At 73.8% G+C, this 25,172-nt stretch carries 22 protein-coding genes; 4 read left to right on the top strand and 18 right to left on the bottom strand.

Translation table 11 applies throughout. The annotated features are described in order from the left end of the window. Position 1 precedes the first annotated feature (1 nt). Entirely contained in the window at positions 2 to 415 is a 414-nt protein-coding gene (locus tag AC07DA_RS27265) for an acyl-CoA thioesterase (RefSeq protein ID WP_479130836.1), read from the top strand. After that, positions 412 to 1,080, top strand: a complete 669-nt coding sequence (locus AC07DA_RS27260; protein WP_479130835.1) for a DUF8185 domain-containing protein — start codon at positions 412 to 414, stop codon at positions 1,078 to 1,080. The genes AC07DA_RS27265 and AC07DA_RS27260 overlap by 4 nt, the downstream gene beginning before the upstream one ends. Before the next feature lie 24 nt (positions 1,081 to 1,104). On the opposite strand, the gene AC07DA_RS27255 is transcribed toward AC07DA_RS27260, so the two are convergent. Continuing rightward, positions 1,105 to 1,518: a globin gene (locus AC07DA_RS27255; protein ID WP_094055540.1), complete on the bottom strand. Its 414-nt coding sequence runs from the start codon at positions 1,516 to 1,518 to the stop codon at positions 1,105 to 1,107. 71 nt (positions 1,519 to 1,589) lie between these two features. Between AC07DA_RS27255 and AC07DA_RS27250 the strand changes: the two genes are divergently transcribed. Continuing rightward, complete coding sequence (locus AC07DA_RS27250) at positions 1,590 to 2,573, top strand: methyltransferase domain-containing protein (protein WP_479130833.1); 984 nt, start codon at positions 1,590 to 1,592, stop codon at positions 2,571 to 2,573. A gap of 30 nt (positions 2,574 to 2,603) precedes the next feature. Here the strand turns inward: AC07DA_RS27250 and AC07DA_RS27245 are convergent, their stop codons facing one another. The 14 genes from AC07DA_RS27245 to AC07DA_RS27180 form a co-directional block, all read right to left on the bottom strand. Further along, positions 2,604 to 3,947, bottom strand: coding sequence for an FHA domain-containing protein (locus tag AC07DA_RS27245; RefSeq protein ID WP_479130832.1), 1,344 nt, complete (start codon positions 3,945 to 3,947; stop codon positions 2,604 to 2,606). A gap of 32 nt (positions 3,948 to 3,979) precedes the next feature. Continuing rightward, positions 3,980 to 5,326, bottom strand: coding sequence for a vWA domain-containing protein (locus AC07DA_RS27240; protein ID WP_479130831.1), 1,347 nt, complete (start codon positions 5,324 to 5,326; stop codon positions 3,980 to 3,982). A 99-nt stretch (positions 5,327 to 5,425) separates the two neighbouring features. Next, complete coding sequence (locus tag AC07DA_RS27235) at positions 5,426 to 6,832, bottom strand: PP2C family protein-serine/threonine phosphatase (protein WP_479130830.1); 1,407 nt, start codon at positions 6,830 to 6,832, stop codon at positions 5,426 to 5,428. 3 nt (positions 6,833 to 6,835) lie between these two features. Further along, positions 6,836 to 9,490: a serine/threonine-protein kinase gene (locus tag AC07DA_RS27230; RefSeq protein WP_479130829.1), complete on the bottom strand. Its 2,655-nt coding sequence runs from the start codon at positions 9,488 to 9,490 to the stop codon at positions 6,836 to 6,838. Further along, positions 9,487 to 10,821: a coiled-coil domain-containing protein gene (locus AC07DA_RS27225; protein WP_479130828.1), complete on the bottom strand. Its 1,335-nt coding sequence runs from the start codon at positions 10,819 to 10,821 to the stop codon at positions 9,487 to 9,489. Before AC07DA_RS27225 ends, AC07DA_RS27230 begins: the two co-directional genes overlap by 4 nt. 70 nt (positions 10,822 to 10,891) lie before the next feature. Then, positions 10,892 to 11,929 carry a glutamate ABC transporter substrate-binding protein gene (locus AC07DA_RS27220; protein ID WP_479130827.1) on the bottom strand — a complete coding sequence of 346 codons (1,038 nt, stop codon included), beginning with the start codon at positions 11,927 to 11,929 and terminating at the stop codon, positions 10,892 to 10,894. Positions 11,930 to 11,958: 29 nt separating this feature from the next. After that, positions 11,959 to 13,413 (bottom strand): hypothetical protein, encoded by a 1,455-nt coding sequence (locus AC07DA_RS27215; RefSeq protein WP_479130826.1) that lies wholly within the window; start codon positions 13,411 to 13,413, stop codon positions 11,959 to 11,961. A 177-nt stretch (positions 13,414 to 13,590) separates the two neighbouring features. Further along, complete coding sequence (locus tag AC07DA_RS27210; RefSeq protein ID WP_479130825.1) at positions 13,591 to 14,562, bottom strand: N-acetylglucosamine kinase; 972 nt, start codon at positions 14,560 to 14,562, stop codon at positions 13,591 to 13,593. Next, positions 14,553 to 15,824 (bottom strand): 6-phospho-beta-glucosidase, encoded by a 1,272-nt coding sequence (locus AC07DA_RS27205; RefSeq protein ID WP_479130824.1) that lies wholly within the window; start codon positions 15,822 to 15,824, stop codon positions 14,553 to 14,555. The genes AC07DA_RS27210 and AC07DA_RS27205 overlap by 10 nt, the downstream gene beginning before the upstream one ends. Before the next feature lie 6 nt (positions 15,825 to 15,830). Next, complete coding sequence (locus tag AC07DA_RS27200) at positions 15,831 to 16,727, bottom strand: carbohydrate ABC transporter permease (RefSeq protein WP_479130823.1); 897 nt, start codon at positions 16,725 to 16,727, stop codon at positions 15,831 to 15,833. After that, entirely contained in the window at positions 16,724 to 17,668 is a 945-nt protein-coding gene (locus tag AC07DA_RS27195) for a carbohydrate ABC transporter permease (RefSeq protein WP_479130822.1), read from the bottom strand. The genes AC07DA_RS27200 and AC07DA_RS27195 overlap by 4 nt, the downstream gene beginning before the upstream one ends. A 3-nt stretch (positions 17,669 to 17,671) precedes the next feature. Continuing rightward, a complete protein-coding gene (locus AC07DA_RS27190; RefSeq protein WP_479130847.1) occupies positions 17,672 to 19,009 on the bottom strand; it encodes an ABC transporter substrate-binding protein in 1,338 nt (445 codons plus the stop codon). Positions 19,010 to 19,124: 115 nt separating this feature from the next. Then, positions 19,125 to 20,336 (bottom strand): ROK family transcriptional regulator, encoded by a 1,212-nt coding sequence (locus tag AC07DA_RS27185; RefSeq protein WP_479130821.1) that lies wholly within the window; start codon positions 20,334 to 20,336, stop codon positions 19,125 to 19,127. A gap of 231 nt (positions 20,337 to 20,567) precedes the next feature. After that, complete coding sequence (locus AC07DA_RS27180; RefSeq protein WP_479130820.1) at positions 20,568 to 21,665, bottom strand: mechanosensitive ion channel family protein; 1,098 nt, start codon at positions 21,663 to 21,665, stop codon at positions 20,568 to 20,570. 313 nt (positions 21,666 to 21,978) lie between these two features. Here AC07DA_RS27180 and AC07DA_RS27175 point away from each other — a divergent pair, with 313 nt between their 5' ends. After that, positions 21,979 to 22,515 (top strand): HNH endonuclease, encoded by a 537-nt coding sequence (locus AC07DA_RS27175; protein ID WP_030237121.1) that lies wholly within the window; start codon positions 21,979 to 21,981, stop codon positions 22,513 to 22,515. An 83-nt stretch (positions 22,516 to 22,598) separates the two neighbouring features. Here AC07DA_RS27175 and AC07DA_RS27170 read toward each other — a convergent pair whose 3' ends face one another. Genes AC07DA_RS27170 through AC07DA_RS27160 form a run of 3 tightly spaced genes read right to left on the bottom strand, consistent with a single transcriptional unit; the run spans position 22,599 to position 25,152 of the window. After that, positions 22,599 to 23,939 carry an FtsX-like permease family protein gene (locus AC07DA_RS27170; RefSeq protein WP_479130819.1) on the bottom strand — a complete coding sequence of 447 codons (1,341 nt, stop codon included), beginning with the start codon at positions 23,937 to 23,939 and terminating at the stop codon, positions 22,599 to 22,601. Continuing rightward, the gene (locus AC07DA_RS27165) at positions 23,936 to 24,622 is read right to left on the bottom strand and encodes an ABC transporter ATP-binding protein (RefSeq protein WP_479130818.1); all 687 of its coding nucleotides are present in this window, start codon (positions 24,620 to 24,622) and stop codon (positions 23,936 to 23,938) included. Before AC07DA_RS27165 ends, AC07DA_RS27170 begins: the two co-directional genes overlap by 4 nt. After that, a complete protein-coding gene (locus tag AC07DA_RS27160) occupies positions 24,619 to 25,152 on the bottom strand; it encodes a PadR family transcriptional regulator (RefSeq protein WP_479130817.1) in 534 nt (177 codons plus the stop codon). The genes AC07DA_RS27165 and AC07DA_RS27160 overlap by 4 nt, the downstream gene beginning before the upstream one ends. Positions 25,153 to 25,172: the final 20 nt, after the last annotated feature.

Below are 25,172 nucleotides of genomic sequence, written 5' to 3'. Positions count from 1 at the left end.
CTTGCGGCACATCTACCGCTGCCCGCTGCGCTGGGCGGACATGGACGCGTACGGCCACGTCAACAACGTGGTGTTCCTCCGCTACCTGGAGGAGGCCCGTATCGACTTCCTGTTCCGCCCGGAGAAGGACTTCCAGCAGGGGTCCGTGGTGGCTCGCCATGAGATCGACTACAAGCGGCAGCTCGTCCACCGGCACCACCCGGTGGACGTCGAGCTGTGGGTCACGGAGATCAGGGCCGCGTCCTTCACCCTCGCCTACGAGGTGAAGGACGGCGACCAGGTCTACGTGCGCGCCTCGACGGTCATCGTGCCGTTCGACTTCGAGGCGCAGCGCCCGCGCCGGATCACCGCGGAGGAGCGGGAGTTCCTCAGCGAGTACATGGACGACGACGAGGAGGAGGCCGTCGCCGCATGACGGTGCTCCACCTGGCCGACGGGGGGGAGGCGGCGGATCTCGCGGCCTTCCTCTCCCGGCTGCTCCACTACGACCGGGGGGCCGCGGTGCGCCTCCAGGGCGCGGGCACCGCGCTCGCCGTGTTCGGGCGGCCGCCGTCCTTCGAGGTGCTGGCGATCCGCGCGGTACGGCTGGCCAAGCCGTACGAGAACGGGCTCGACGTCACGCTCGACGTGACCGTGTCCGCCGGAGAGCTCCTGGAGTCGGTGGACGAGAAGGGCGCCACGGCCGTCGTGCCGGGCGCCGTGACCGGGCCGCCCTGGGCCGGTGTGCTGCCGCCGCGCGGCGGCTGGCGGCCCGAGCCGGGGCTGCCCGCGCCGGACGCGCTGCGGTCCGTGGTGGCCGCCGCGGTCGCCGAGTTCCGCGCGCGTACGCGGGAGTTGCCCGACGAGCGGCGCACCCGCGCCGAGCTGGACCGGATCGGGCGGGACATCTGGTCCCGGACCGTCGGCGAGACCCGGCTGCCCGTCCGGGCGGTGCACGCGGCGCAGTCGCTCGGCTTCCTGCGGCCCGGGGCGCCGCCCGCCCTGTTCTCGTCGGGGGCCTGGCTCCGGCTGCGCACGCCCTACGGGTCGGTCGCCGTACGGCGGGCCGGGCTCGGGGCGCTGGACGTCAGCGTCCGCTGACCGGCCCCCGCCGGCCCCGGCAGGTCAGCCCGGGGTGTTCACCATGGACGCCGCCGCGTACGTCAGGTAGTTCCACAGCGTGTGCTCGTGCTCCTCGGACAGGCCGAGCTCCTCCACGGCGACCCGCATGTGCTTCAGCCACGCGTCGTGCGCCGCGCGGTCGACCGTGAAGGGCGCGTGCCGCATGCGCAGGCGGGGGTGGCCGCGGTTCTCGCTGTACGTCGTGGGGCCGCCCCAGTACTGGATCAGGAAGAGCGTGAGGCGCTCCTCGGCCGGGCCCAGGTCCTCCTCGGGGTACATGGGCCGCAGCAGCGGGTCCTCGGCGACTCCCTCGTAGAAACGGTGGACGAGCCGGCGGAAGGTCTCCTCCCCGCCGACCTGCTCGTAGAAGGTCTGCTCCTGAAGCGTGCCGCGCCGAATCTCTTTCACGCCGTCCATGGTCTCAGACGCACCGGCATAGGACTCAAGACCTAGGACCCCGGCGAAGATCCTCGCCTTACTGTGGAGACATGGGCGGCCACGCACCCGGCAGGGAACTCGACACACTCGCCGCCTCCGCGCGGGCGGCGCTGGTCCGGCGGATCGAGGCGGGCGGTGCCTGGGCCGCCGACCCGGTCTGGCGGGAGGTGTTCGCGGCGGTGCCGCGGCACCTCTTCGTGCCGTACTACTACGTCGCCGTCGCCGGGGGCTTCGAACGCCGCTGGGGGGAGAGCCCGGAGCGCGCGGCGCGCGAGCGGTGGCTGCGCGGTGCCTACGAGGACACCCCGCTGGCCACCCGGCTGCGGGACGGTGAGCTGCTGTCGTCCAGCAGCCAGCCCTCCCTGATGGCGGACATGCTGGTCGCCCTGGACGTGCGGGACGGGCACCGCGTGCTGGAGATCGGCGCCGGGACCGGGTACAACGCCGCGCTGCTCGCCCACCGGCTCGGCGACGACCACGTCACCACCGTCGACCTGGACCCGGAGATCACCGAGTCGGCCCGCCGGCACCTGGCGGCGGCCGGGTACCACCCGGTCGTCGTCACCGGCGACGGCGCCCGGGGCGTGCCCGAGCGGGCGCCGTTCGACCGGATCATCGCCACCTGTGCCCTGAGCACCGTGCCCCGGGCCTGGCTCGCGCAGTGCCGGCCCGGCGGCCGGGTGCTCATGCCGCTCGCCACCGGCCTGATCGTGCTCACGGTCGGCGACGCCGGACACGCCGAGGGACGGTTCCTGCACACGCCCGCCTACTTCGTGCCGCTGCGTGGCGGGAGCCGGCCCGGGGCCGGACCGCTCCAGCTGGGCGGGGTGCCGCACCGGGCCAGGGAGGACGACCTGTTCCGCTTCCTGCTGGCCCTGACCCGCGGCACCCTCGCCCCGCAGGAGGCGCACGCGCTGTGGGAGCAGGAGGGCAGACCGCAGCGGGAGCGCTACGGCATCACCGTCAGCGGCGACCGGGAGTGGGCCTGGCTGGACGACCCGGAGGGGCCGTACGCCTGGCCCCTCCCGTCCTGACGAGCGTCCTGACGAGCCGGCCGGACGGGCTCAGCCGCGGCGGATCGTGATCGTCGTCCAGGCGCCGACGTGCACCCGGTCGCCGTCCTGCAGCGGTACCGGGACGAACGGCTGGATCGGCTCCTCGGAGCCGTTGACCGTCGTGCCGTTGGTCGAGTTCTGGTCGACGACCGCCCAGCTGCCGTCGGGCTGCTGCACCAGCACCGCGTGCTGGTGCGAGACGCCCGGGTCCTCCGGCGGTGTCGACAGGTCGATGTCGGGGGTGTCGCCGGTGGAGTGCCGGCGGCGGCCGATCGTGATCTGGTTTCCGGTGAGCGTGCGCTGCTGCTCGGGCGAGTACGCGGGCAGGTTCAGGCCCGCGGCCTCGGGGCCGGAGCGCTGCATCATCGCCATGAAGTACTCGCGGTCCGGGCCGATCGTCGCGGTCCAGGTCGCCGGGCCCTGGGGGGCCTGCGGCTGCTGCGGGAAGCCGCCCGGGCCGGGCGGGGCCTGGGTCGCGCCGGGCTGCGGGTAGCCGTAGCCACCACCCTGACCGGGGCCGCCCGGGCCGCCGTGCCCACCCGGGCCGGTGGTCGGCGGGGAGATCACCCAGTCGTCCTCACCGCCGCCGAAGGACGGCCCGCCCTGCTGCGGCGGCCGCCGGGTCTCCTGCGGGAATCCGGGCGGGGCCGGCGGGCCGGACTGGTGGTAGGCCTGCGGGGCGCCCGGGCCGCCGTGCCCGCCCGGGCCGGGCGGTGGCGGGACCGGACGGGACGGGTCGGGACCGAATCCGGGCGGGCCGGAGGGGCCACCGGGACCACCGGGGCCGGGGCGGCCGCCCGGACCGCCCTGGCCGGGGTGGCCGCCGGGTCCGGGAGGACCGCCGGGGCCGCCCTGGCCGGGCCGGCCGGAGGGGTCGCCGCCGAAGGGCGGGATCGGCTCGGCCGGGCGGTTCATCTGCGAGGGCCGCGAGCTCTGGTAGTCGAACCCGTCCCCGCCGCCGTACGACGGACCCGACGGGCCGGGCCGGCCGGGCTGCTGGAAGCGCACGCCCTGGCCGGGGGCCGGCGGGGGCGGGGCCGCGGGCGTGTACGAGGTCGCCGTGTTCGTCAGGAAGTTCCACCGGCACTCCTCGCAGAACGGCGCGCCGCCCTCACGGGGCGTACGGCACTGCGGGCAGAGCTCCGGCTCGGCGCTGGGCACGGCGGACAGGTGCGGCGGGCGGCCGCCGGGCTGGCCGCCCGGGCCGCCGGGACCGGCGGGGGGCGGGAAGCCGTAGCCGCCGCCGGGCGGGGGCGGCGGCGGAGGCGGAGGCACGGCACCCGCCATGCGGTGACCGCAGACCTCGCACCAGTCGTCGGAACCCGACTGGTGTCCGTTCGGGCAGGTCGGCATGTCGGCGCGTCCCTCCTTCGATCTCTTCTAGGTCACTTCTTCACGCGGACGGTCTTGGTGGACCGGGTCTCGAGCGTCATCTCGTCGGCCTCCTCGACCTTCGCCTTCAGTCGCACAGTACCGGTCGCGGCGTCGACCACGTCCACCACCTTCGCAAGCAGTTTCGCAGTATCGGCGTTCCCCGACGCACTCGCGAGCTGAACGGCCCGGCCCAGTTTGGCCGTTGCTCCGTCGATATCGCCCGACTTGCGCAGGTCCAGCCCCTGTTGGATGACTTGTGCCAGTTCGGCCTGCCCGGTGTAGTGGGCCACCTGCGGGTTGATCGACGTGGAGGCGGCCATGTCGTCCGTCCACACGGCCCGCACCAGGCCCTGCGCGCCGAGGTTCTGGACGCTGCCGTCGGGCTGCGGGACGACCAGCGAGATCCGGGCCGCGAGCATCTCCTGGCCGAGGTGCGCGGGCGGCACCTGCACGCAGAGGTGGTAGTCGCGGGACTCGTCCCCCCAGGAACCCAGGGGGTAGTCGCCCGCGCGCGGGCCCGCCTCGGTGCGCCGGCCGGTCAGTTCCTCGACCGTGGGGGCGACCTGCTTGACGAACTTCACAGTCGTGCCGACCGGGGTCCACAGCCGCAGGGAGACGTCCGCGACCTCCTTGCCCATCGCCGTCTCCATCATCCGCGTGAAGTCGGCGGCGAGCCCCGCCGGGTCGGCGACGATGTCGGCCGTGCCGAGCAGGGCGGAGGCGATCCCTGTGACTTCTTTCACTTCCCAGTCGGTGCCCACGCCGCGCGCGTCACACGTGAAGCGCCCGGCGCACGCCTCGAGCGCGGCCTTCAGGTCCTCGGGCGACTCGTGCTCGTTGCGGCCGTCGGTGAGCAGGATGCCGTGCCGGATGGCGACGTCCTCCGACGACAGCAGGCGGTCGGCCAGGCGCAGCCAGGTGCCGATCGCCGTCCCGCCGCCCGCGCTCAGCGAGCGCAGCGCCTGCTTGGCCTGGGCCCGGGTCGTGGCGTCGGCGACCGCGACCCGGCCGCCGCCGGGGTAGACCTCCTTGGCCACGTGCGTCCCGCCGATCACCGCGAAGCGCACGCCGTCGCGCAGGGTGTCGATCGCGGCGGCCGTGGCGTCCCGGGCGTTGCGCATCTTGGTCGGCGGGTAGTCCATCGACCCCGAGCAGTCGACCATGACCGCCACGGCGGCGGACGGGCCCTCGCCGGGCGCGTAGAGGTGGGGCGCCGCGACCGCGCTGCCGATCGTGCCGCCGCCGGTGGCCGTCACCGTGACGATGGCGTTGACCTCGCCGGAGCCCTCCGGCAGGTACTCGTTCTGGTAGACGTCCACCGAGAACCGGGGCACGCTCGACTTCGAGAAATTGGCCATGCCTGCTTCGATCCCCCTTCAAAGCCCCCGCCGCGGCAGGGTGATGACGGTAGGCGGACCAGTCCCCTCCGGTCCGCCGAGGCGTCCCCGTACGTGGCCTCAGGCCGATCCTGCCCCCTGGGGGACGGCGGGGAACGGCACCAGGGCCACTGTTACGTTGTCGTGGCCCCCGCCGTCCAGGGCGTGGCCGACGAGCACCCGGGCGCTGTGCAGCGGATGCGTGGCCGCGTCGAGCGGGACGACCCGGGCCATCTCCTCGGCCGCCTCCGCGTAGTTCCACAGGCCGTCCGTGCAGACCACGACCACGCCCGGGCGGTCCGGCTTGAACGCGGCGGTGTGCGGCTCCAGTTCGTAGGCGTCGGCGCCGAGCCAGCCGGTGATCGCGTGGGCGCGCTCGTCGGCGTAGGCCTCGGCCTCGTTCATCAGGCCCGCGGCGACCATCTGCGCCGCCCAGGAGTCGTCCTCGGTGAGCCGGGCCGGGGGAGCGCCGCGGTCGACCGGCACCCAGTAGGCGCGGCTGTCGCCGACCCAGCCCACGATCAGCAGGCCCGGCGTCACCACCGCGCCGACGATGGTGCACGCCGGGGCGTTCTGGTGCGGGGCGTGCTCGCGTGCCGTGGCGGGCTCCCCGGCCAGCGAGTTGACCGCGCGGGAGGCGGCGACGATCGCGTCGTGCATCGCCTGCTGCGGGTGCGTGCCCCGGGGCAGGGCGGCCAGCAGGGACTCGCTCGCCGCCCGCGACGCCGCCAGTGAGGCGTCGTCGGGGCGGGTCGCCGAGGAGACGCCGTCGCAGACGATCGCCACGGAGGCGGGCGAGCCGTCGGGCAGCGCGGTGCTGCCGATGGCGAACGCGTCCTCGTTGCGGTGGTGGCGCAGGCCGCGGTCGCTGACCGCGGCCACCGGGCCGGACTCCTGCTCCATGTGGTCCCGTTCGCGCGGCTGGGCGTGGCCGCAGTTCTCGCAGTAGCCGTCGTCGTCCACGCGGCCGGCTCGGCAGGCCACGCAGACCTTGCCGCCGGACCCCGCGGGCTCCGCGGGGTCGGCGGACACCCGTGGGTCCGGTGCCTGGAGGAGGTACTCGTCGGGCTGGGCCGGGCCGGCCCCGGCGGCGTGACCGCCCGGCTCCGCCGGCCGGTCGAAGCGGACGCCCGCGGCCGGGGCCGGCGGGGCGCTCGGGGGCGGGGGCGTGCCCGGCGGCAGGGCGGAGCCGCCCGGGCCGGTGCCCGCCAGGTCCGTCGGCAGGTGCACCCCTCCCGGGGCGCCCGGGCCGTCCGGCCCGGGGACGGGCCAGGCCACGCCGGCGGGTGGCGCCGACGGGGGCTCGGGATACGCGCCGGCCGGAGCGCCCTGCGCGGGCACCGAGCCGTTCATGGCAATGGTCGGGTTGTCCTCCGGCCGTGCCGGCACGGCGGACAGGTCGTATCCGCACGCGCCGCAGAAACGGTCACCCGATTCGAGGGGTTCCTCGCAACTCGGGCAGGCGGACAACTGGGGCATCTGCGACATCAACTACACCCACGTCCGGGGGCGGTAACGATTGGCACGTTCCACCAGGTCGATCCTCTCCTCGCCGCCCCGCGCCAGCCGGGCCAGCGTGCGGTACGAACGCTCCAGGCCGAAGCGCAGGCCCCGTTCGTCCAGGCCGCTGCCGAGCAGCGTCCGTCCTCCGGCGGCGGGAGGGGCGGAACCCTGGCCCCCGGAGAGTACCCAGTCCAGGGCGCAACCGAGGACTTCGGCGGACAGCCGCTCGCGGCGCGCCGGATCCAGACCGTACGCCTCCAGCGCCTCCACCTGCGCCGCGGCGGCCGTCAGGTCCTCCAGGAAGGCCGTGTCCGAGGCCGTCGCCGCGCGCTGCCGCAGCCGGGCCCGGACGGCCGCCACGCGTGCCGCCGTGTAGTGGATGGACGACTCCGGGACCGACTCCAGCGTCCGTACGGCCCCGCGCCGGTCCCCGGTGGCCAGCTGCACCCGGGCCAGCCCGAAGGCGGCGCTCACGTGGCTCGGGTCGGTGGACCACACCAGCCGGTAGTACTCGGCGGCGTTGTCGAGCTGGCCCAGCACCTCCGCGCACAGGCCCAGCGCCAGCTTGGGCGCGATCTCGCCCGGGAAGGCGTCGTAGACGGCGTCGAAGGCCAGCGCGGCGCCCTCGTCGTCGCCGGTGACCAGGGCGGCCAGGCCCCGGTACCAGACCACGCGCCAGTCGTCGGGCCGCTCTCCCTCCAGCTCGGCCAGCGTCCGCAGGGCGGCGCCCGGGTCCCCCGTCTCCAGCCGGGCCCGGGTCTGCCGCAGCCGGGTCTCGGTCGACGGGGCCGGGGCGGCGGCGAGGGCGCCGAGCAGCTCGGCCGGGGCCGAGGTCATCAGACCCGCGAGGAAACCGGCGTTGGGGTCCGTCGGGTCGACCCGGGGCACCGGCAGGGCGAGGGCGGCGGCGGACGTGTCGACGGGCTTGACGAGTCCGGGCGCGGTGGGGCCGGGCGTGAGCGCCGGAGCGTGCGCCCCACCGGCCTGCCCGACCGGCCCGGGCCCGGAGGGGAACGCGGCCGCGGGCGTCCCGGGTGCGGGAGGCGCCACGGCGGCGGGGCGGCGCCCGGTCCGTACCACCCGGGCGCCCAGCCGGGACACCTCGCCGTCCAGCTCCGGGAACAACTCCGTGTCCGTGACCCGCAGTTCCGGACCGAACAGGGTGGACAGCGCGGGACGGGCCCGGCCCGTCTGGAGGGAGACGACCTCGCGCAGCACACCCGTCAGCTGCTCGGTCATCTCCTGCGCGGAGGCGAAGCGCCGGGCCGGGTCGGGATCCGTCGCGCGCACCAGCAGGCGGTAGAACGACTCGTACTGCCGGAAGACCTCGATGTGGTCCGGGTCGGGCAGGGAGTCGGCGTACACGTTCGTGTAGCCCTGGAAGTCGAAGGTCAGCACGGCGAGGGTGCGCGCGACCGTGTACAGGTCGCTCGCCACCGACGGGCCGGCCTCCGCCACCTCCGGGGCCTGGTAGCCGACCGTGCCGTAGATGGCCGACTCCTCGTCGTCCATCCGGCGCACCGCGCCCATGTCGATCAGCTTCAGCTGGTCCTCGGTCTGGATCGCGTTGTCGACCTTGAAGTCGCAGTAGAGCAGGTTCCGGCCGTGCAGGTGGCCGAGCGCCTCCAGGGCCTCGATGCCGTACGCGCAGGCCTGCTCCACCGGCAGCGGGTCGCGCCTGCCCTCCGGCGTGCGGCGGGCGTTGGCGATCTCCTTGAGGGACTTGCCGCCGACGTACTCCATCACGATGTAGCCGTCGAGCGAGCCGGTGCGCTGGTCCAGGTGCTCCACGAAGTTGTAGATCCGCACGATGTTGGCGTGCTCGATCTCCGCGAGGAAGCGGCGCTCGGAGATCGCCGCCGCCATCGCGTCCTGGTCGCCCGTGTCCAGCAGGCCCTTGAGGACGACCCAGCGGTCCGAGACCGCCCGGTCGACGGCGAGGTAGATCCAGCCCAGGCCGCCGTGCGCGAGGCAGCCGACCACCTCGTACTGGCCGTGCACCACGTCCCCGGCCCTCAGCTTCGGCACGAAGGAGTACGGATGGCCGCACTTGGTGCAGAAGCCCTCCGTGCGCCCCGGCCGGTCGCCGCGGGCCCGGCCCACCGGCGCGCCGCAGTCCGAGCGCGAGCAGAACCGCTTGCGCTCGGGCACCTCGGGGTGGTCCAGGACCATCTCGCGCGGGTCGGGCCGCGGGATCGGCGGCACCTGCACCAGGCCGGCTCCCAGCCGCCCCCGGGACGACGAACCGGCGGCGGAACCGGAGCTGCGCACCGACACCGAGCGGCCCGCCGACCCGCCCGACAGGGAGCGCGACAGACGTCCCGACACCGACCGGCGCGACTTCGACGACTGCGACGACGTACCTGAACTGCGGCCGCTGGAGCGGGAACCGGCGCTTCCCGAGGACCCGCGGGAACCGCCCTTGCCGCCCGCCGTGACGCCGGTGGGAGGCGAACCGACCATGCCTCCCCCAGCGGGGGGATCCCCAGGCGCCACGACCGGGGCGAGGCCGCAGGTGTCGCAGTACAGCTCGCCGCCGCCCACGTCCTCGTACGCGCCCTCGCAGGTGGGGCGCTGGCAGCTGCGCGCGGGGCCGGGCGGCTCGTGCGGTGCCTGACTCATGGCCTCCCCCTCGTCGCTCATGCGCCGTGCCCCCTCCGGTCGTCCCCGGGCACGTCCTGGCCGGGCACGCGGGGGCCGCCGAGCAGTTCGGCGGCCGCCCGCTGGTAGCGCAGCACGGCCTGCTCGGCGGCGCGCAGGTCGCAGGGGGCGCTCCACAGCATGCGGCGCGCCTTCTCGTACCGCTCCACCAGCAGCGCGTCCTCCGCGAAGCCGTGCCGGGCCACCTTCGCCCTGTACGCGTCGAGCCGGCCGCGCAGTTCGGCGCGGACCGCCAGGGGCGCGGTGACGGCCGTCAACGACTCGCGGGCGCGCAGCAGTTCGTCCTCGGCCTTCTCCTCCAGCGACTCCAGGAGCGGGGACAGGCGGTGCCACTGCCCCTGCCTGCGGTACTCCGCGGCCGTGGCCAGCTGTTCCTGCAGCGCCGTCGGCGGGCCGCTGACGACCGGCACCTCCGTCGCGGCGATCTTCGCCAGGACCTCGCCGCGCGCGGTGCGCGCCTCGGCGAGCGTGCGGTCCGCGCGGCTGAGGACGTCCCGCAGCGCCACGATCCGCTTCTCCGCGTCCTGGCGCACCGTCAGCACCGCGTCGATCTCCCGCCGCACGTCCTCCAGGGCGCGCGCCTCACGGTCGTACACCGTCGTGTCCGGCCGGCCGCCGCCGGGTGCCGAACTGCCCTCGGCGGGCTGCCAGAACGCCAGCGGGTCCGAGACCACCTGCTCGCGCAGCTTCGTCAGCGTGCGTGTGATGCGCTCCAGGTCGTCGCCCGCCGGATGCTCGCCGGGGCGCACCCCGACCGAGTGCGCGAGGCGGCGGGTGCGCTGCAGTTCGGCCGCCAGCAGGTCGATCCGGGCGGGCAGCGCCGACCAGACCGCGTCCGCCGCGACCACCACGTTCAGGCTCGTCGCGTACAGCTCGTTCATCCGCTCGACGAGCGTGGCGAGCGAGTAGCGCTCGCTGAGCCTGCCCGAAGCACCGTGCAGCGTGGGGGCGTTGGCGATCGCGGCCGCGCTGCCCGCGACCGTGACCGACTCGCCGGACAACAGCTCCGTCAGCTCCGCCAGGTCCTCGCGGCTGGACCAGCGGCGGCGGGCCCGGATGTCCCGGGCGGAGCGCAGCGCGTCCGTGTACGCGTCGAAGTACGTCCACAGCAGCGTGATCGACGCCTCCGTGGCCGCCCAGCGCTCCCGGGTCACGCCGGTGAGCTCGGCGCCCTCCAGGAGCCTGCGGCCCGCGTGGTCCTGCAGGGCGAGGAGCGAGGTCTCGATCGCCTCGTGCTCCGCGCCGAGCCGCGCCAGCGCACGGTCCACCTCGTCCCGGTCCATCACCGGCCCGGTGGATCCCGTGACGCCCATCGATCACCTCTCGCTGCGGTTGTGCCGGTAGGGGGGTTGGGGCTCATGCACTGTTCGGTCCCGGCCGCCCTCAGCCGGTGCGGAGGTACCGCGGTGCCGGGGGCTCCGACTTCCCCGCGTCCTTGCCCAGTGTGGCCGACAGCCATTTCTCGTACGACGCCTGCCAGCCGTTCGCGGTGTCCTCGCGGTAGTCCACCAGGATCCGGTTGACCCGGCGTACCAGATCGTCGGCGTCCTTCTTCATCGCCACGCCGTAGTACTCGGCAGTGAAGGCGTCGCCCTTGAGCTGGACCGTCGGGTCCTGTGCCGCCTGGCTCGCCGCGAGGGCGCCGTCGGTGACGACCGCGTCGACCTCGCCGAGCTGCAGCCGTACCAGGCAGTCGAGTTGGTTCGGGACGGTGGTGGAGATGTCGGTGGTCGCCGGGAGGTCACCGCTCTTCCGGTCCGCCTCCAGCGTGGAGTACGCCGTCGAACCGGCCGCCGTGCAGATCCTCTTGCCGGCGAGGGAGCCGTCGTAGCCCGTGACGGGACTGGACTTGGGGGCGAGGACCTGCTGGCCCGTCTTGAAGTAGGGCGCGGAGAAGGCGACGTCCTTGATGCGGGCGCAGTTGATCGTCATCGTGCGGACGACCATGTCCACGCGGCCGTCCTGGATCGCCGGGATGCGCTGGTCGGTGGGGATCGCCTTGAACTGGACGGCCTCGGGGTCGCCGAGTATGTCCTCGGCGATGCGGTGGACCAGGTCGATGTCGAAGCCTTCGAGCTCCGCGGACTCGCCGCTGTTGGGGTCGCGGTAGCCCCAGCGGTAGCTGTTCTGGTCGACGCCGACGATCAGCTTGCGCTTCTCGCCCTCGCGGTTCTTGATCTGCTGGATCGTGGGGCCGTCGGCGGAGGAGGGGGAGAGGGTCTGCTTCTCGGGGGCCTCGCAGTCCTCGTCCGCCGCCTCGGTGATCGCGGTGGTGTCCGTGGTGCGGGTCGAGACGGGATCGGTCCCGGTGGTCCCCGGGGGCACGGCGGACTTCGGGAGGCAGAGCGCGAGGACCGCCACCAGGGCGCAGACGACCGCCATCGCGGTCACCCCGCCCCAGCCCTTGAGACTGCCGCGCATCCTGCCTCCTCCTTTCGTCCGTGGCCCGTTCACCGGTACTCCGAGAGTCTGCGGCCGATGCCGAGTACCGCGCCCGCGGCGCCCAGGACCGCCAGGACCGCGGCGCCCGCCGGGAGGCCCGTCAGCGCGTCCCTGCCGTCGCCCGCCGCGCGCTTGAACTCCCTCTCCTCGTGCGCCAGCGCCGCGCGCAGGTTCGCGTCGACGCTGTCGAAGCACTCGCCGGTCGCGCCCTCGGCGCCGATGACCAGGTCGAGGGCCTGCTGGTAGTTGCCCTTCTCGTCCTGTTCGCGGGCGGCCGAGTGGCGCTTCTGCCACTCCTTCATGTTGCCCACGGCGGTGGTGACGGGGCGTTCGCCCGAGGGGTCGTCGGCGAGCTTCCCGGCGGCGGCGAGGTGGGCGCCCAGGGCCTTGATGTCCGTGCCGAAGTCGTAGTCGTAGGCGTCGTAGGTCCGGTCGCCGACCTTCTTCGTCTCCGCGCCCCGGGCCACCAGCGTGAGGTTCTCGTTGCCCCGTGCCTTGAGGGAGGCGATGCGGGCGTCGTGCAGCACGTTCAGGGAGCGGACGCCGTGGTCGTGGGAGTCGTCGAGGGCGGCGCGGGCGACGCTGTGGCCGACGACCAGCCAGAGCAGGACGGCCGTGGCGGTGGCCGTGGCGGCGACCAGGCCGTGGTTGAGGACCCGGTTCGTACGGCGGTACGTGCGGTGCTGGGACCAGGCGAGGGCGGCGAGGGCGAGGACGCCGAGGGCGATGGCCGCCCAGGGGTAGGGGCGGGCGTCCGCGTAGTCCGCCTCCAGGCGCCGGTTCTCCTTCTCGTACAGGTCCTCCGCGGCCGGGAGCATCTGCTGCTGCATCTTCTCGTTGGCGTAGCGGAGGTAGGCGCCGCCGACGGGGAAGCCCTGGCGGTTGTAGGTGCGGGCGCGTTCGATCAGGCCCTTGTACTGCGGGAGGAGTCGGTTGAGTTCGGCGATCGTCGCGGTGGAGGGGGAGTCCGGGTCCGCGTTGGCGGCCGCGTTGACGAGCTTCTCGGCGGCTGTGCGGATGTCCTTCTCGTAGCGGTCGCGTGACGTGGCCGGTTCCTGGCCGCCGGCGAGGAAGCCGCTGGAGGCCGCGGTGTTGGCGTCCGCGAGGGAGCGGTAGATGTCGGCCGCGTCGGAGGTGAGGGGCTGGCTGCTGGTGAGGACGTCGTCGGCGGCGGCCGCGCGGTCGGTCGTCTGCCAGGCCGTCACCGAGCCGAAGGCGAGGACGAGCGCTGCCAGCAGGGCGCCGATGATGCGCAGCCGGCCGGGCTCGGTGGTGGCGGCGGTGCGCAGCCGGTCGAGGCCCTCGGCGAACGCGGTGCGCTGGGGGGAGCGGGGGGTGGGGGAGGGGGGCGGGGCCGGCGGGCCCTCCGGGGCCGGCGGGGCGGGCTGGGCCGGTACGGCCGGCAGGATGGGCAGGCCGGAGCTCGCTTCTGGTGGTGTGCTGCTCTTCGGCGTGTACGTCACCGTGACCTCCCCCGTGGTCATCCGTCGCCGCAAGTATCGCCGCCGGGACCGACTTGCGCACCGGGCTTGCCTCGATCTTGCTCGGATCGCGGCGTGGAGCACCACCCCTGTCCAGGTACACGTTCGGGGGGATTGTTCGGTTCCCGTGGTCGTGTGATGCCCGGAGGGCGTGCCGGCTCAGCCCTCGAAGTGTCCGCGCAACCGCTCCCGCGCCCCCTGTCCGCAGCCGAGGTGGTCCAGGCCCAGCAGTGCCGCCCCCAGCACCGGGCTCGCCGTCACCACCCGGGGCACCGCCTTGGGGGCGCGTTCCGCGAGCAGGTGCTCGATGCGGCCGTTGAGCCGGGCGTGGCGCGCGGCCAGGACACCGCCGCCCAGGAGGACCGGTGTCTCCTCGTCCAGGAGGTCGAGGCGGGTGAGGGCCACCACCGCCATGGCGACGACCTCCTCGGCCTGACGTGCCACGATCGCGCGGGCGGTGGCGTCCCCGTCGGCGGCCGTGGCGAAGAGGACCGGTGTCAGCTCGTGGCGCCGGTGCGCCGGGACGCGTTCCAGGTGCAGTGCCTCCACGAGGGCGTACATGGAGGGCAGGCCGAAGTGGGCGGGGAGGGTGCGGGACAGGGCCGTGGGGGTGCCGCGGCCGTCCTCCGCCCGGCAGGCGTGCCACAGGGCCTCCTCCGCCAGGCCCCAGCCGCCGCCCCAGTCGCCCGAGATCCGGCCGAGTGCGGGGAAGCGGGCCGTGCGGCCGTCGGGGCGCATGCCGACGCAGTTGATGCCGGCGCCGCAGACGACGGCCACGCCGCGCGGTTCGGTGACGCCGGCCCGCAGGATGGCGAAGGTGTCGTTGCGGACCGTCACCGTCGCGGCCCAGCCGCGGGCCCGCAGCGCGGCCGCCAGTTGTTCCTCCTCCACCGGGAAGTCGGCGTTGGCGAGGCAGGCCGAGACGTGGGTGACCGAGGTGAGCCCGGCGGTGGCGAGGGCCCGGGTGACGGGCGCGGCCAGCTCCCGCATCGCCGTGTCCAGGCCCACGGCCGGCGGGCGGAAGCCGCCCCCGCGTGCCGTGGCCAGGACCTGTCCGTCCGCCGTCACGATCGTCACGTCCGTCTTGCTGTTGCCCGCGTCGATCGCGAGGACACGTGCGGTCAGGCCCACGCCAGGTGCTCCCGGTTGTGTGCGATCAGTCGGTCGGTGAGCGTCTCGGCGTACTCGTACTGGGCGATGAGGGGGTGGGACAGCAGCGCGCGGAAGACACGGTCGCGGCCGCCGCGCAGGGCGGCTTCCAGGGCCAGGTGCTCGTAGGCCGTGACGCCGGCCATCAGGCCCGCGTAGAGGGGGTCGACGGTGGGCACGGGCAGCGGGGCCGCGCCCTTGGTGCCCACGGCCGCCGGGACCTCGATCACGGCGTCGTCGGGGAGGAAGGGGAGCGTGCCGTCGTTGTACGTGTTCACCACCTGGTACGGCGTGCCGCCGCCGCCCAGCAGGGCCGCCGCCAGGTCCACCGCCGCCTCCGAGTAGTAGGCGCCGCCGCGCTGGGCGAGCAGGTCCGGCTTCTCGTCCAGGGCCGGGTCGGCGTACATCGCCAGCAGACGCCGCTCCATGTCGGCCACTTCGGCCGCCCGCGAGGGCTTGGAGCGCAGCTCCCGTACGACCTCGTCGTGGGCGTAGAAGTAGCGCAGGTAGTAGGAGGGGACCACCCCCAGCGCGTCGAGCAGTGGGCGCGGCAGGCGCAGGTCGGCCGCGATCGTCGCGCCGTGGTCCGCCAGGAGCCGGGGGAGCACGTCCTCGCCCTCGGGGCCGCCCAGGCGCACACCCGTTTCCCAGGTGAGGTGGTTGAGGCCCACGTGGTCCAGGTGGAGTCCGGACGGCTCCAGGAAGAGCAGGGCCGCGAACTTGCGCTGCAGGCCGATCGCCACGTTGCACAGGCCGACCGCCCTGTGGCCCGCCCGGAGCAGGGCGCGGGTCACGATGCCGACCGGGTTGGTGAAGTCGATGATCCACGCGTGCGGGTTGGCGCGGCGTACCCGGTCCGCGATGTCCAGGACGACCGGGACGGTGCGCAGGGCCTTCGCCAGGCCGCCGGCGCCCGTGGTCTCCTGGCCCACGCAGCCGCACTCCAGGGGCCAGGTCTCGTCCTGCTGCCTGGCCGCCTGGCCGCCCACGCGCAGTTGCAGCAGGACCGCGTCCGCGCCGTCGACCGCCGCGTCGAGGTCGGTCGTGGTGGTGACGCGGCCGGGGTGGCCCTGGCGGGCGAAGATGCGGCGGGCGAGGCCGCCGACGAGGTCCAGGCGGTCCTGCGCCGGGTCCGTCAGGACCAGTTCGCCGATGGGCAGGGTGTCCCTCAGACGGGCGAAGCCGTCCACGAGTTCGGGGGTGTAGGTCGAACCTCCGCCGACCACGGTGAGTTTGTGCTGCATGCGCGTCTAACCCTTCACTCCGGTGAGCGTCACACCCTCGACGAACGCCTTCTGGGCGAAGAAGAACACGAGGATCACGGGGGCCATGACCAGAACGGTGGCGGCCATGGTGAGGTTCCAGTCGGTGTGGTGGGCGCCCTTGAACGACTCCAGGCCGTAGGAGAGCGTCCAGGCGCCCGGGTTCTCCGAGGCGTAGATCTGCGGGCCGAAGTAGTCGTTCCACGCGTAGAAGAACTGGAAGAGCGCCACCGCGGCTATGCCCGGTCTCGCCATCGGGAGAACGACCGCGAGCAGCGCGCGCAGTTCGCCGCATCCGTCCACCCGGGCCGCGTCCAGGTACTCGTCGGGGATCGTGGTGAGGAACTGGCGCAGGAGGAAGACCGAGAAGGCGTCGCCGAACGCCATGGGGATGATCAGCGGCCACAGGGTGCCGGACAGGTCCAGCTGCTTCGCCCAGAACAGGTACATCGGGATGACGACCACCTGGGGCGGCAGCATCATCATCGAGATCACCAGCATGAGGACCGCGTTGCGGCTGCGGAAGCGGAACTTGGCCAGGGCGTAGGCGACGGGCACGGAGGACACGACCGTGAGGACCGTGCCCAGGCCGGCGTAGAGGAGGGTGTTCCGCCACCACGTCAGGAAGCCGGGGGTGTCGAAGACCCTGGCGTAGTTGTGCCACTCCCAGGGGTGCGGGACCAGGTCGCGGCTGAGCGCCTGGCTGTCGCTCATCAGGGAGGTCAGGAACACGAAGACGAAGGGGAGCGTGAAGAACAGGGCGGCCGCGACGCCCAGGGAGTGGACCGCGATCCACTCCAGGACCGTCCTGCGGCGGGCCGCGCGTCCGGCGGGGGTGGGGGGCGTCCTGTTCAGGTCCCGGGGTTTGCCGAGTACGCCGGTCACCGGTCACCCGCCTGGATCAGGCCGCCCCTGCGGCGCATCAGAAGGGCCGTGAAGGCCGTGGAGAGGGCGAACAGGACCAGGGCGACCACACAGGCGGAGCCGTAGTCGAAGCGCTGGAAGCCCAGGTTGTAGACGAGTTGGGGCAGGGTCAGGGTGGACTTGTCCGGGTAGCCGGGCTCGAACTGGGTTCCGGCGCCCTGGATGACGCCCGAGGCGACCTTCCCGGCGATCAGCGGCTGGGTGTAGTACTGCATGGTCTGGATCACGCCCGTGACCACCGCGAACATCACGATCGGGGAGATGTTCGGCAGCGTGACGTAGCGGAAGCGCTGCCAGGGGGAGGTGCCGTCCAGTTCCGCCGCCTCGTACTGCTCCCTCGGCACGTCCAGCAGCGCCGCCATGAAGATGACCATGAGGTCGCCGATGCCCCACAGCGCCAGCAGGGTCAGGGCCGGTTTCGACCAGGTGGGGTCGTTGAACCAGCCCGGCGACGGCAGGCCCGCCCGGTCGAGGACCGAGTTGACGGGGCCCGTGCCGGGGTTGAGGAGGAAGGCGAAGGCCATCGTGGCCGCCACGGGCGGAGCGAGGTAGGGCAGGTAGAAGAGGGTGCGGAAGACGCCGGTGGCCGTCTTGAGCCTGGTGATCAGCAGGCCCACCCCCAGGCCGAAGGCGACCCGGAGCGTGACCATGACGACCACCAGCCAGAGGGTGTTGCGCAGGGCGGGCCAGAAGAGCGGGTAGTGCTCGAGGACGTACGCCCAGTTCTTCGTGCCCGCCCACACCGGCGGCTTGAAGCCGTCGTACCGCATGAAGGAGAAGTAGACGGTGGAGACCAGGGGGTAGGCGAAGAAGACCGAGAAGCCGATCAGCCAGGGGGACAGGAACGCCAGGGTGCGCAGGGTCGAGCGGCGGTGTTTCGCCCGCAACGTCAGGGTGCTCATGGGCTACTTCGCCTGCGCGATGTCCGTGTCGATCTGCTCGGCCACCCGCTTCAGCCCCGCCTTGAGGTCGGTCGCCTTGCCGCTCTCGTAGTCGTAGCCGAACTGCTGGATCGTGGTGAGGTAGACGCCGCCGTTGACGGAGGCGGGGGCCGTCGTGGAGTGCGGGTGGGCGGCGATCTCCAGGAACGTCTTGAAGCGCGGGTCGTACTTCAGTTCCGGGGACTTCAGGGCCGCCAGCGTCGAGGGCACGTTGTGGATGGCGTTGGAGAAGTTCACGACCGCGTCCGTGTCCGTGGTCATGTACTTCACCAGTTCCCAGGCCGCGTTCTGCTTCTTGCTGGTCGCGGCGATGCCGGCGATCGTGCCGGTGATGTAGCCCTTGCCGTACTGGTCTGCCTGGTCGTCGGGGACGGGCAGCGGCGCCACGCCGATCTCGAACTCCGGCTTGGTGTCCAGGGCCATGCCCAGGCGCCACTCGCCGTCCAGCTGCATGGCGACCTGGCCGGTGTGGAAGGGGTGCTTCGGGCCCCACTCGTCGCCGAGCCCGGAGCGGTAGGTCTCCAGCCTGCGGTAGCCGCCGAGGGTGTCGACCAGCTTCTTCTGCATCCGGAAGGCCTTCTCGAAGGCCGGGTCCTTGGCGACGTTCGACTTGCCGTCCCGGTCGAAGTAGGTGGGGGAGAACTGGCCCAGGTAGTGCTCGGTGGTGGTCTCCCAGCCGTGGTAGTTCGGCATGAAGCCGAGCTGCCGGAAGGTGCCGCCCCGGGGGATCGTCAGCTTCTTGGCGACCCGCTCGAACTCCGACCAGGTCTTCGGCGGGGCGGTGACGCCTGCCTTCTCGAACGCCGTCTTGTTGTAGTAGAGGCCGTACGCGTCGCCCAGGAGCGGCACGGCGCAGCGGTTGCCCTCGAACTGGGTGTACTCGTTCATCGCCTTCGGGAACGTCTTCGCCGGGTCGACGCCCGACTTCTCGAAGAACGGGTCGAGGTCCACCAGGGCGCCGGAGGAGCAGAACTTGCCGACGTTGTTCGTGGTGAACGACGAGATCACGTCCGGGGCCTTGTCGCCGCCGGCGCGCAGGGCCTGGTTGATCTTGTCGTCCGTCATGGTGCCGACGACGTCGACGTGGATGTGGGGGTGGGTCCTCTCGAAACCGGCGACCAGGTCCTCGACGGCCCTCACCTCCGAGGGGGCGCTCCAGGCGTGCCAGAACTTCAGGGTCGTCTCCTTCGAGGCGTCGTCGTTCGCGCCGGCGTCCGGCTGGCCGGTGCAGGCGGTGGCGAGGAGGGCGAGGGAGGCGGAGACGGCGAGTGCGAGGGCCGCTCCTCTGGGCTTTCCGGGCATTCCGGGCATGGCGAAGCTCCCTGGGCTGAGGGGAAGGAAGGGAAGGCGGGAAGGAAGGGGAGGCGGGGAAGGAAGGGGAGGCGGGGAAGGGGGAAGGCGGGGAAGGGGGGTGGAGTCAGCGGGAGGTGTCGAAGACCTCGTCGCGTGTCGTCGCGAGCGCGCTCTCCAGCGCGCCGCGCAGCACGGGGTGTTCACGGACCTCGCCCACGACCAGGCGCGGCCGGGAGGCGGCCAGTTCCTCCAGTTCGGCCTGGACGAGCGCGCGCAGCGGCTCGCCGCCCGAGGTGAGGGCCGCGCCGCCCAGGACGACGAGCTCGGGGTCGAGGACCGACACCAGGGAGGCCAGTCCGGTGGCGAGGCGCGTCGCGTAGGTCCGCAGGAAGCCGCGGTGGGTGTCGTCGTCGGCCTGCGCGGCCCGGGCGAGCAGCTGTGCGGCGGCCTCGGCGTACGGGCCCCGGGGGATGTCGTCGAGGCCGAGTTCCCGGGCCAGGCGCGGGACGGCCTGGGAGCCGGCCAGCTCCTGGTAGCCGCCGCTGTTGGCCTTGGTGACCTGACGGACCAGGGGCACGCCCGGCACCGGCAGGAAGCCGACCTCGCCGGCGCCGCCGGTCCAGCCGCGGTGCAGCCGGCCGCCGAGGACCAGGGCGGCGCCCAGGCCCTCCTCGTTCCACAGCAGCACGAAGTCCGCGTGGCCCCGGGCCGCGCCCAGACGCTGTTCGGCGAGCGCGGCCAGGTTGACGTCGTTCTCGTACTCGACCGGCATGGGCAGGGCGGCGGCGAGTTCGTCCAGGAGCGTGGGGGAGTGCCAGCCGGGCAGGTGGGAGGCGTAGCGCAGGCGGCCCGTGGTGGGGTCGAAGGCGCCGGGGGTGCCGATGACCACGCGGTGGATGTCGTCCCGGGCCAGGCCCGCCGCCTTCACCGCGCCGTCCAGGGCGTCGGTGACCTGCTGGACGACCGGGGTGCCGGTGCGCCTGCCGGGGGTGGGCAGTTCGAAGCGGCCGACCGTGCGGCCGGTGAGGTCGGCGACCGCGGCGAGGACGCGCTGGGGGGTGACGTCGAGTCCGGCGGCGTGCCCCGCCGCCGGGTTGACCTCGTAGAGCTGGGCGCTCGGGCCCGGGCGGCCCTCGGTGGTGCCGGTGGCCAGGACCAGACCCGCCGCCTCCAGGCGGGCCAGGAGCTGGGAGGCGGTCGGCTTGGACAGGCCGGTCAGCTTGCCGATCCGCGTGCGGGACAGCGGCCCGTGCTCCAGCAGCAGGTCCAGGGCGGCCCGGTCGTTCATGGCGCGCAGGACGCGCGGGGTGCCCGGCGTTCCGGCGGTTCCTGCCATGCGTGTCCACACCTGCCCTTCGGCTGCCAGCTTCCCAGTGACCGGGCGCGGAAGTCCACCGAGCACTGTTAGGAAACTTACCTGTCGGATGCGAGGACGGTAGGGCGCCGACGGGTCCGCGTCAAGGGGGCGGCAGAGGCGGTGCCGGGGGAGGCGGCCTCGGGGGAGGGAGGCGCCGGAACGACGGAGGGCTCCCGGCGTCGCCGGGAGCCCTCCGGGGCGTGCTGGTTCCTACTTGGTGACGCTCGGCGGCGTCAGGGGCGTCGCCGCCTGGGACTGCGGTGAGGTGGTGCTGGCGTACACCGACGGCGCGGCCATGCCCGCCGTCGGGTCCGCCGGCGTCTCCTCCACCGGAGCCGTGGCGCCGCCCACGATCCGGATGTCCGCCGCGTCGAAGGCCCGCTTCACGCGCCAGCGCAGCTCCCGCTCGACGGTCAGCGACTTGCCGGGCATCGTCCTGGCCGACAGCCGCACGACCATCGAGTCCAGCAGGACGCTGTCCAGGCCGAGGACCTCGATCGGGCCCCACAGCAGCTCGTTCCAGGGCTCCTCGGCGCCCATCTTCTCGGCGACCTCGTCGAGGGTGGCCTTGACCTTGTCGAGGTCCTCGGAGGCGGCGACCGTGACGTCGACGTTGGCCGTCGCCCAGCCCTGGGAGAGGTTGCCGATGCGCTTGACCTCGCCGTTGCGGACGTACCAGATCTCGCCGTCGTCGCCGCGCAGCTTGGTCACGCGCAGGCCCACCTCGATCACCTCGCCGGAGGCGACGCCCGCGTCGATCGTGTCGCCGACGCCGTACTGGTCCTCCAGGATCATGAAGACGCCCGAGAGGAAGTCGGTGACCAGGTTGCGGGCGCCGAAGCCGATCGCCACGCCCGCGACACCGGCCGAGGCCAGCAGCGGGGCCAGGTTGATGTTGAACGCGGACAGGATCATCAGGGCCGCGGTGCCCATGATCAGGAAGCTGGCCACCGAGCGCAGCACCGAGCCGATCGCCTGCGAGCGCTGACGGCGGCGCTCGACGTTGACCAGGAGGCCGCCCAGCGGGCTGCCGTCCGAGCTCTGCGCGGTGCGGCTCATCCGGTCTATGAGCTTGGTGATCGCCCGGCGCACCGCGACCCTCAGCACGGCCGCTATCACCAGGACCAGCAGGACCTGCAGGCCGATCGCCAGCCAGGTGGACCAGTTCTGCTCCACCCAGCCGGCGGCGTTCGTCGCGCTCTCCTGGGCGTCCTGGAGCGAGGGCACTCTCGGGGACTGCGTATCCGACGGGGTCGGCGACGGTGAGGGGCCGGCCAGCAGGACGGCGTCCGCAACGGACAAGGACACGGCAGGTACCTCCAGGTGCAGCGGTCTGCCCCGGTGCGGTGGTTCAGGGGGGTCAAGGTCACGGCTCGGTCACCGAAGGGGCAGAACCACCACACTAACGGGGCATTGTGTGTGGCCTTGACGGATCTGTGAAGGAGAGACCGGGCTCACCTGGGCTTGAACAGGCCATGATCGGGGGGATCCTTCAGATGTGGTCGAAAACACTCCCAGCCCGTTACGGGGACATGGTGGCGCTTCCACCAGGCATGAGGGGAGACTGGCTACGAATCGTCCCGGCGCGAGCCACGCGCCGCCGGCGTCCAAGGAGGCATCCGTGCCGCATGTCCTGGTCCTCAACGCGTCGTACGAGCCGCTAGGCGTCGTACCGCTCCGCCGCGCGCTCGTCCTCGTCCTCGAGAACAAGGCCGTCTGCCTCGAGGAGTCCGGCGCCTATCTGCACAGCGCGACCGTCACAGTCCCCGCACCCAGCGTGGTCCGGCTCAAGCGTTTCGTCCGGGTTCCCTACCGAGGGCCCGTCCCCCTGACCCGCCGGGCGCTGTTCGCCCGCGACGGGGGCCGGTGCATGTACTGCGGTGGCGTCGCAACCAGCGTCGACCACGTCATCCCGCGCAGCCGCGGGGGCAAGCACGTCTGGGACAACGTGGTGGCGTCCTGCCGCCGCTGCAACCACGTGAAGGCCGACCGGCACCTGGTCGAGATCGGCTGGCGGCTGCGCCACAAACCTGCCCCGCCCACCGGCCTGGCCTGGCGCATCATCGGGACCGGCCACAGGGATCCGCGCTGGTTGCCGTACTTGCAGCCGTACGGCGCGGACGACGCCTTGGCCCGGATCGACGGCATTTCCGCCTGACGACGATCCGGGCCTTCGTGTGGGCGCGACACCCCGCCGGGCCCGAAGGACCCCCGTCCCCCCGGGCCCGGCGGCGCCCTCGCTCACGCGTACCGCAGCTCCCCGGGGCGCACCGAGCGGCGCAGCAGCGGCAGTGACCCGGCGGCGGCCAGCAGGCAGGCGGCGTAGGCCGCGAGGGGCAGCAGGACGATCGCCCACGGGACCGGCCGGCCGGCGAGCAGGGCGTACCAGGCGCCGAGGGCCGTGCCGCCCAGGCCCGCGAGCAGCATCGCGGGAGCCAGCGGCAGCGCGGTCTCCAGCAGCAGCGCCCGCCCGAGCACCGCGCGCGGCACCCCGGCGGCCACCTGCGCGGCCAGGCCCCGGCGGCGGGTGGCCACGGACTCGGCGGTGCCGACGGCCAGGGCGGACAGGCTGAGGGCGGCGGCGACCGCGACGGCGGCGCCGGTGAGGTTCAGGCCGGTGAGGTAGTAGGACGCGTCCGGCCGGTCGCGCACCGCGTCGGCCAGCACCTGCCGGATGCCCAGGAAGCCGGTCCCGGCGGCCGTCACCAGCAGCACGGCCGCATGGGCGCGGGCGGCCGACCACGGGTCGTCGCGCAGCCGTTCCCCGGCGATCAGGGTGGCCGCGGAGCGGGCCCGGCCAGCCAGGATCCGCCCGGTCAGCCCGGCGGTGGCCCCGGACAGCCACACCGCGGCCGCGCCGACCGCGAGGACCGCGCCCGCCAGGGCCAGCGGCGGCCCGCCGGACGATCCGTGGGGAGCGTCCGAGGCGCCGGCCGCGGTCAGCAGCGCCGACACGGCGGCGAGCAGGAGACCGCACAGGAACACCAGCCCGGAGCGCCGGCCGTCGCGCGGCCGGGCCCGGCGCACGGAGCCGAGCGGCGAGGCCACGACCCGGCGCAGCGCCAGAGCGCCCGCCGTCGCGCCCAGCACCGGCACCGCGAGGGCGACCAGGGCGATCCCGGCCGCGGCCGGCGCGGTGGGGCTGTGCCCCAGGCGCGGCAGGACCAGCACCGACGGGACGGTGGCGACCACCGAGCCGAGCGCACAGGCGAGCCCGGTCTCCAGCGCCGCGATCCGCCGCACCTGCCAGGGCGTCGCCCCGGCCAGCCGCAGCCCGGCCAGCCGCCGGTCCCGGTGCACCGCCCCGATCCGGGCGCACTGGCCGAGGAACCCGAGCACCGGCACGAGCAGGAGCAGCAGGCCCGTGATCACGCCGGACCGCGTGCCGGGCTGGTCCAGCAGCCCCGCGGCCAGGGGGACGTCGTGGCTGCCGCGCAGCGTGGCCAGGACGGCGGCGGCCAGCGCGAACCCGGTCGCCAGGGCCGCCCCGGCCGCCGTCAGGGCGATCCGCCACCACTCGCCGCGGCCGGATCCACGGGTCAGCTCCCAGGCCAGGCGCAGATCGGAACGCAGGTGTCTCATGCCGTCACCCCCAGCGCCGCCACGGTCCCGTCCCGCAGCAGGACCTCCCGGTCCGCGTACGCCGCCACCTGGGCGTCGTGGGTGATGAGCAGGATTGCCGCGCCCGACGCGCGGGCCGTGTGGACCAGGGCCGTCATGACCTGCTCGCTCGCGAGGGAGTCCAGGGCCCCCGTCGGCTCGTCGGCGAAGACCACCCTCGGGCCCGTGACCAGGGCCCGGGCCAGCGCCACCCGCTGGGCCTGGCCGCCGCTCAGCTCGCCCGGGCGCAGCTCCCCCCGCTCGCGCACCCCGAACCGCTCCAGCCACTCGCCGGCCCGGGCCCGGGCGGCGGCCCGGCCGGTGCCGGCCAGCAGCAGGGGCAGGGCGACGTTGTCCAGGGCCGTCAGCTCGGGGACGAGCTGGCCGAACTGGAACACCACGCCGAACTCGGTGCGCCGCAGCGCGCTCAGCCGCTGTTCGGTCAGCTGCTCCAGCCGCCGGCCGTCGTAGGTCACCGAGCCCTCGTCCGGCCGGACGATCCCGGCCAGGCAGTGCAGCAGCGTCGACTTCCCGCTGCCGCTCGCGCCGGTCACGGCGAGGATCTCCCCGGCGTGCAGCTCGACCGACGCGCCGCGCAGGGCGGGTGTCCCGCCGTGCGCCTTGGTGAGGCCACGGGCCGTGAGGAGGGGCACGGGTCTGCTCATGTTGCGTCGACCTCCGCGGTCAGGGTGGTGAGCCGGGCCGCCGTGGTGTTCATCCAGCGGAGATCGGCGTCGAGGTGGTTGAGGGCGTAGTCCGCCGAGAGCACGGTCGCCAGGTCGGCGCCCGGGGTGGCCTTCAGGGCCGTCAGCTCCCGCATCCGCTGCATGTGGGCGGCGCGCTGGGCGCTCAGGTACCCGGCGGGGTCACCGCCGGAGAGGATCGCGACCACGACCTTGGCGAAGATCTCGTTCGCCACGAAGGGCGCGGGCGGCGCGATCTGCGCGGCCCAGCGGGACAGTTCGCGGGTCCCCTCCTCGGTCGAGCGGTACGTCGTCCGCTCCGGGCCGCCGTCCGAGTCGGTGCCGTCGACCTCGGCGAGACCGTCGCGGACGAGGCGCTGCAGGGTCGTGTAGACCTGCCCGTAGGCGAGCGGGCGGGCCTGCGGGAAGCGTTCGTCGTGGCGTCGCTTGAGGTCGTAGCCGTGGCTCGGACCCGCGGCGAGCAGCCCCAGCAGGATGTGGCGGGTGCTCATGCCGACCATTATGTACTCAG

It is taken from the genome of Streptomyces sp. NPDC044921, from assembly GCF_056432865.1.
Note: the sequence above shows the minus strand (reverse complement) of the source record. Positions and strands in the feature narration are given on the sequence as shown.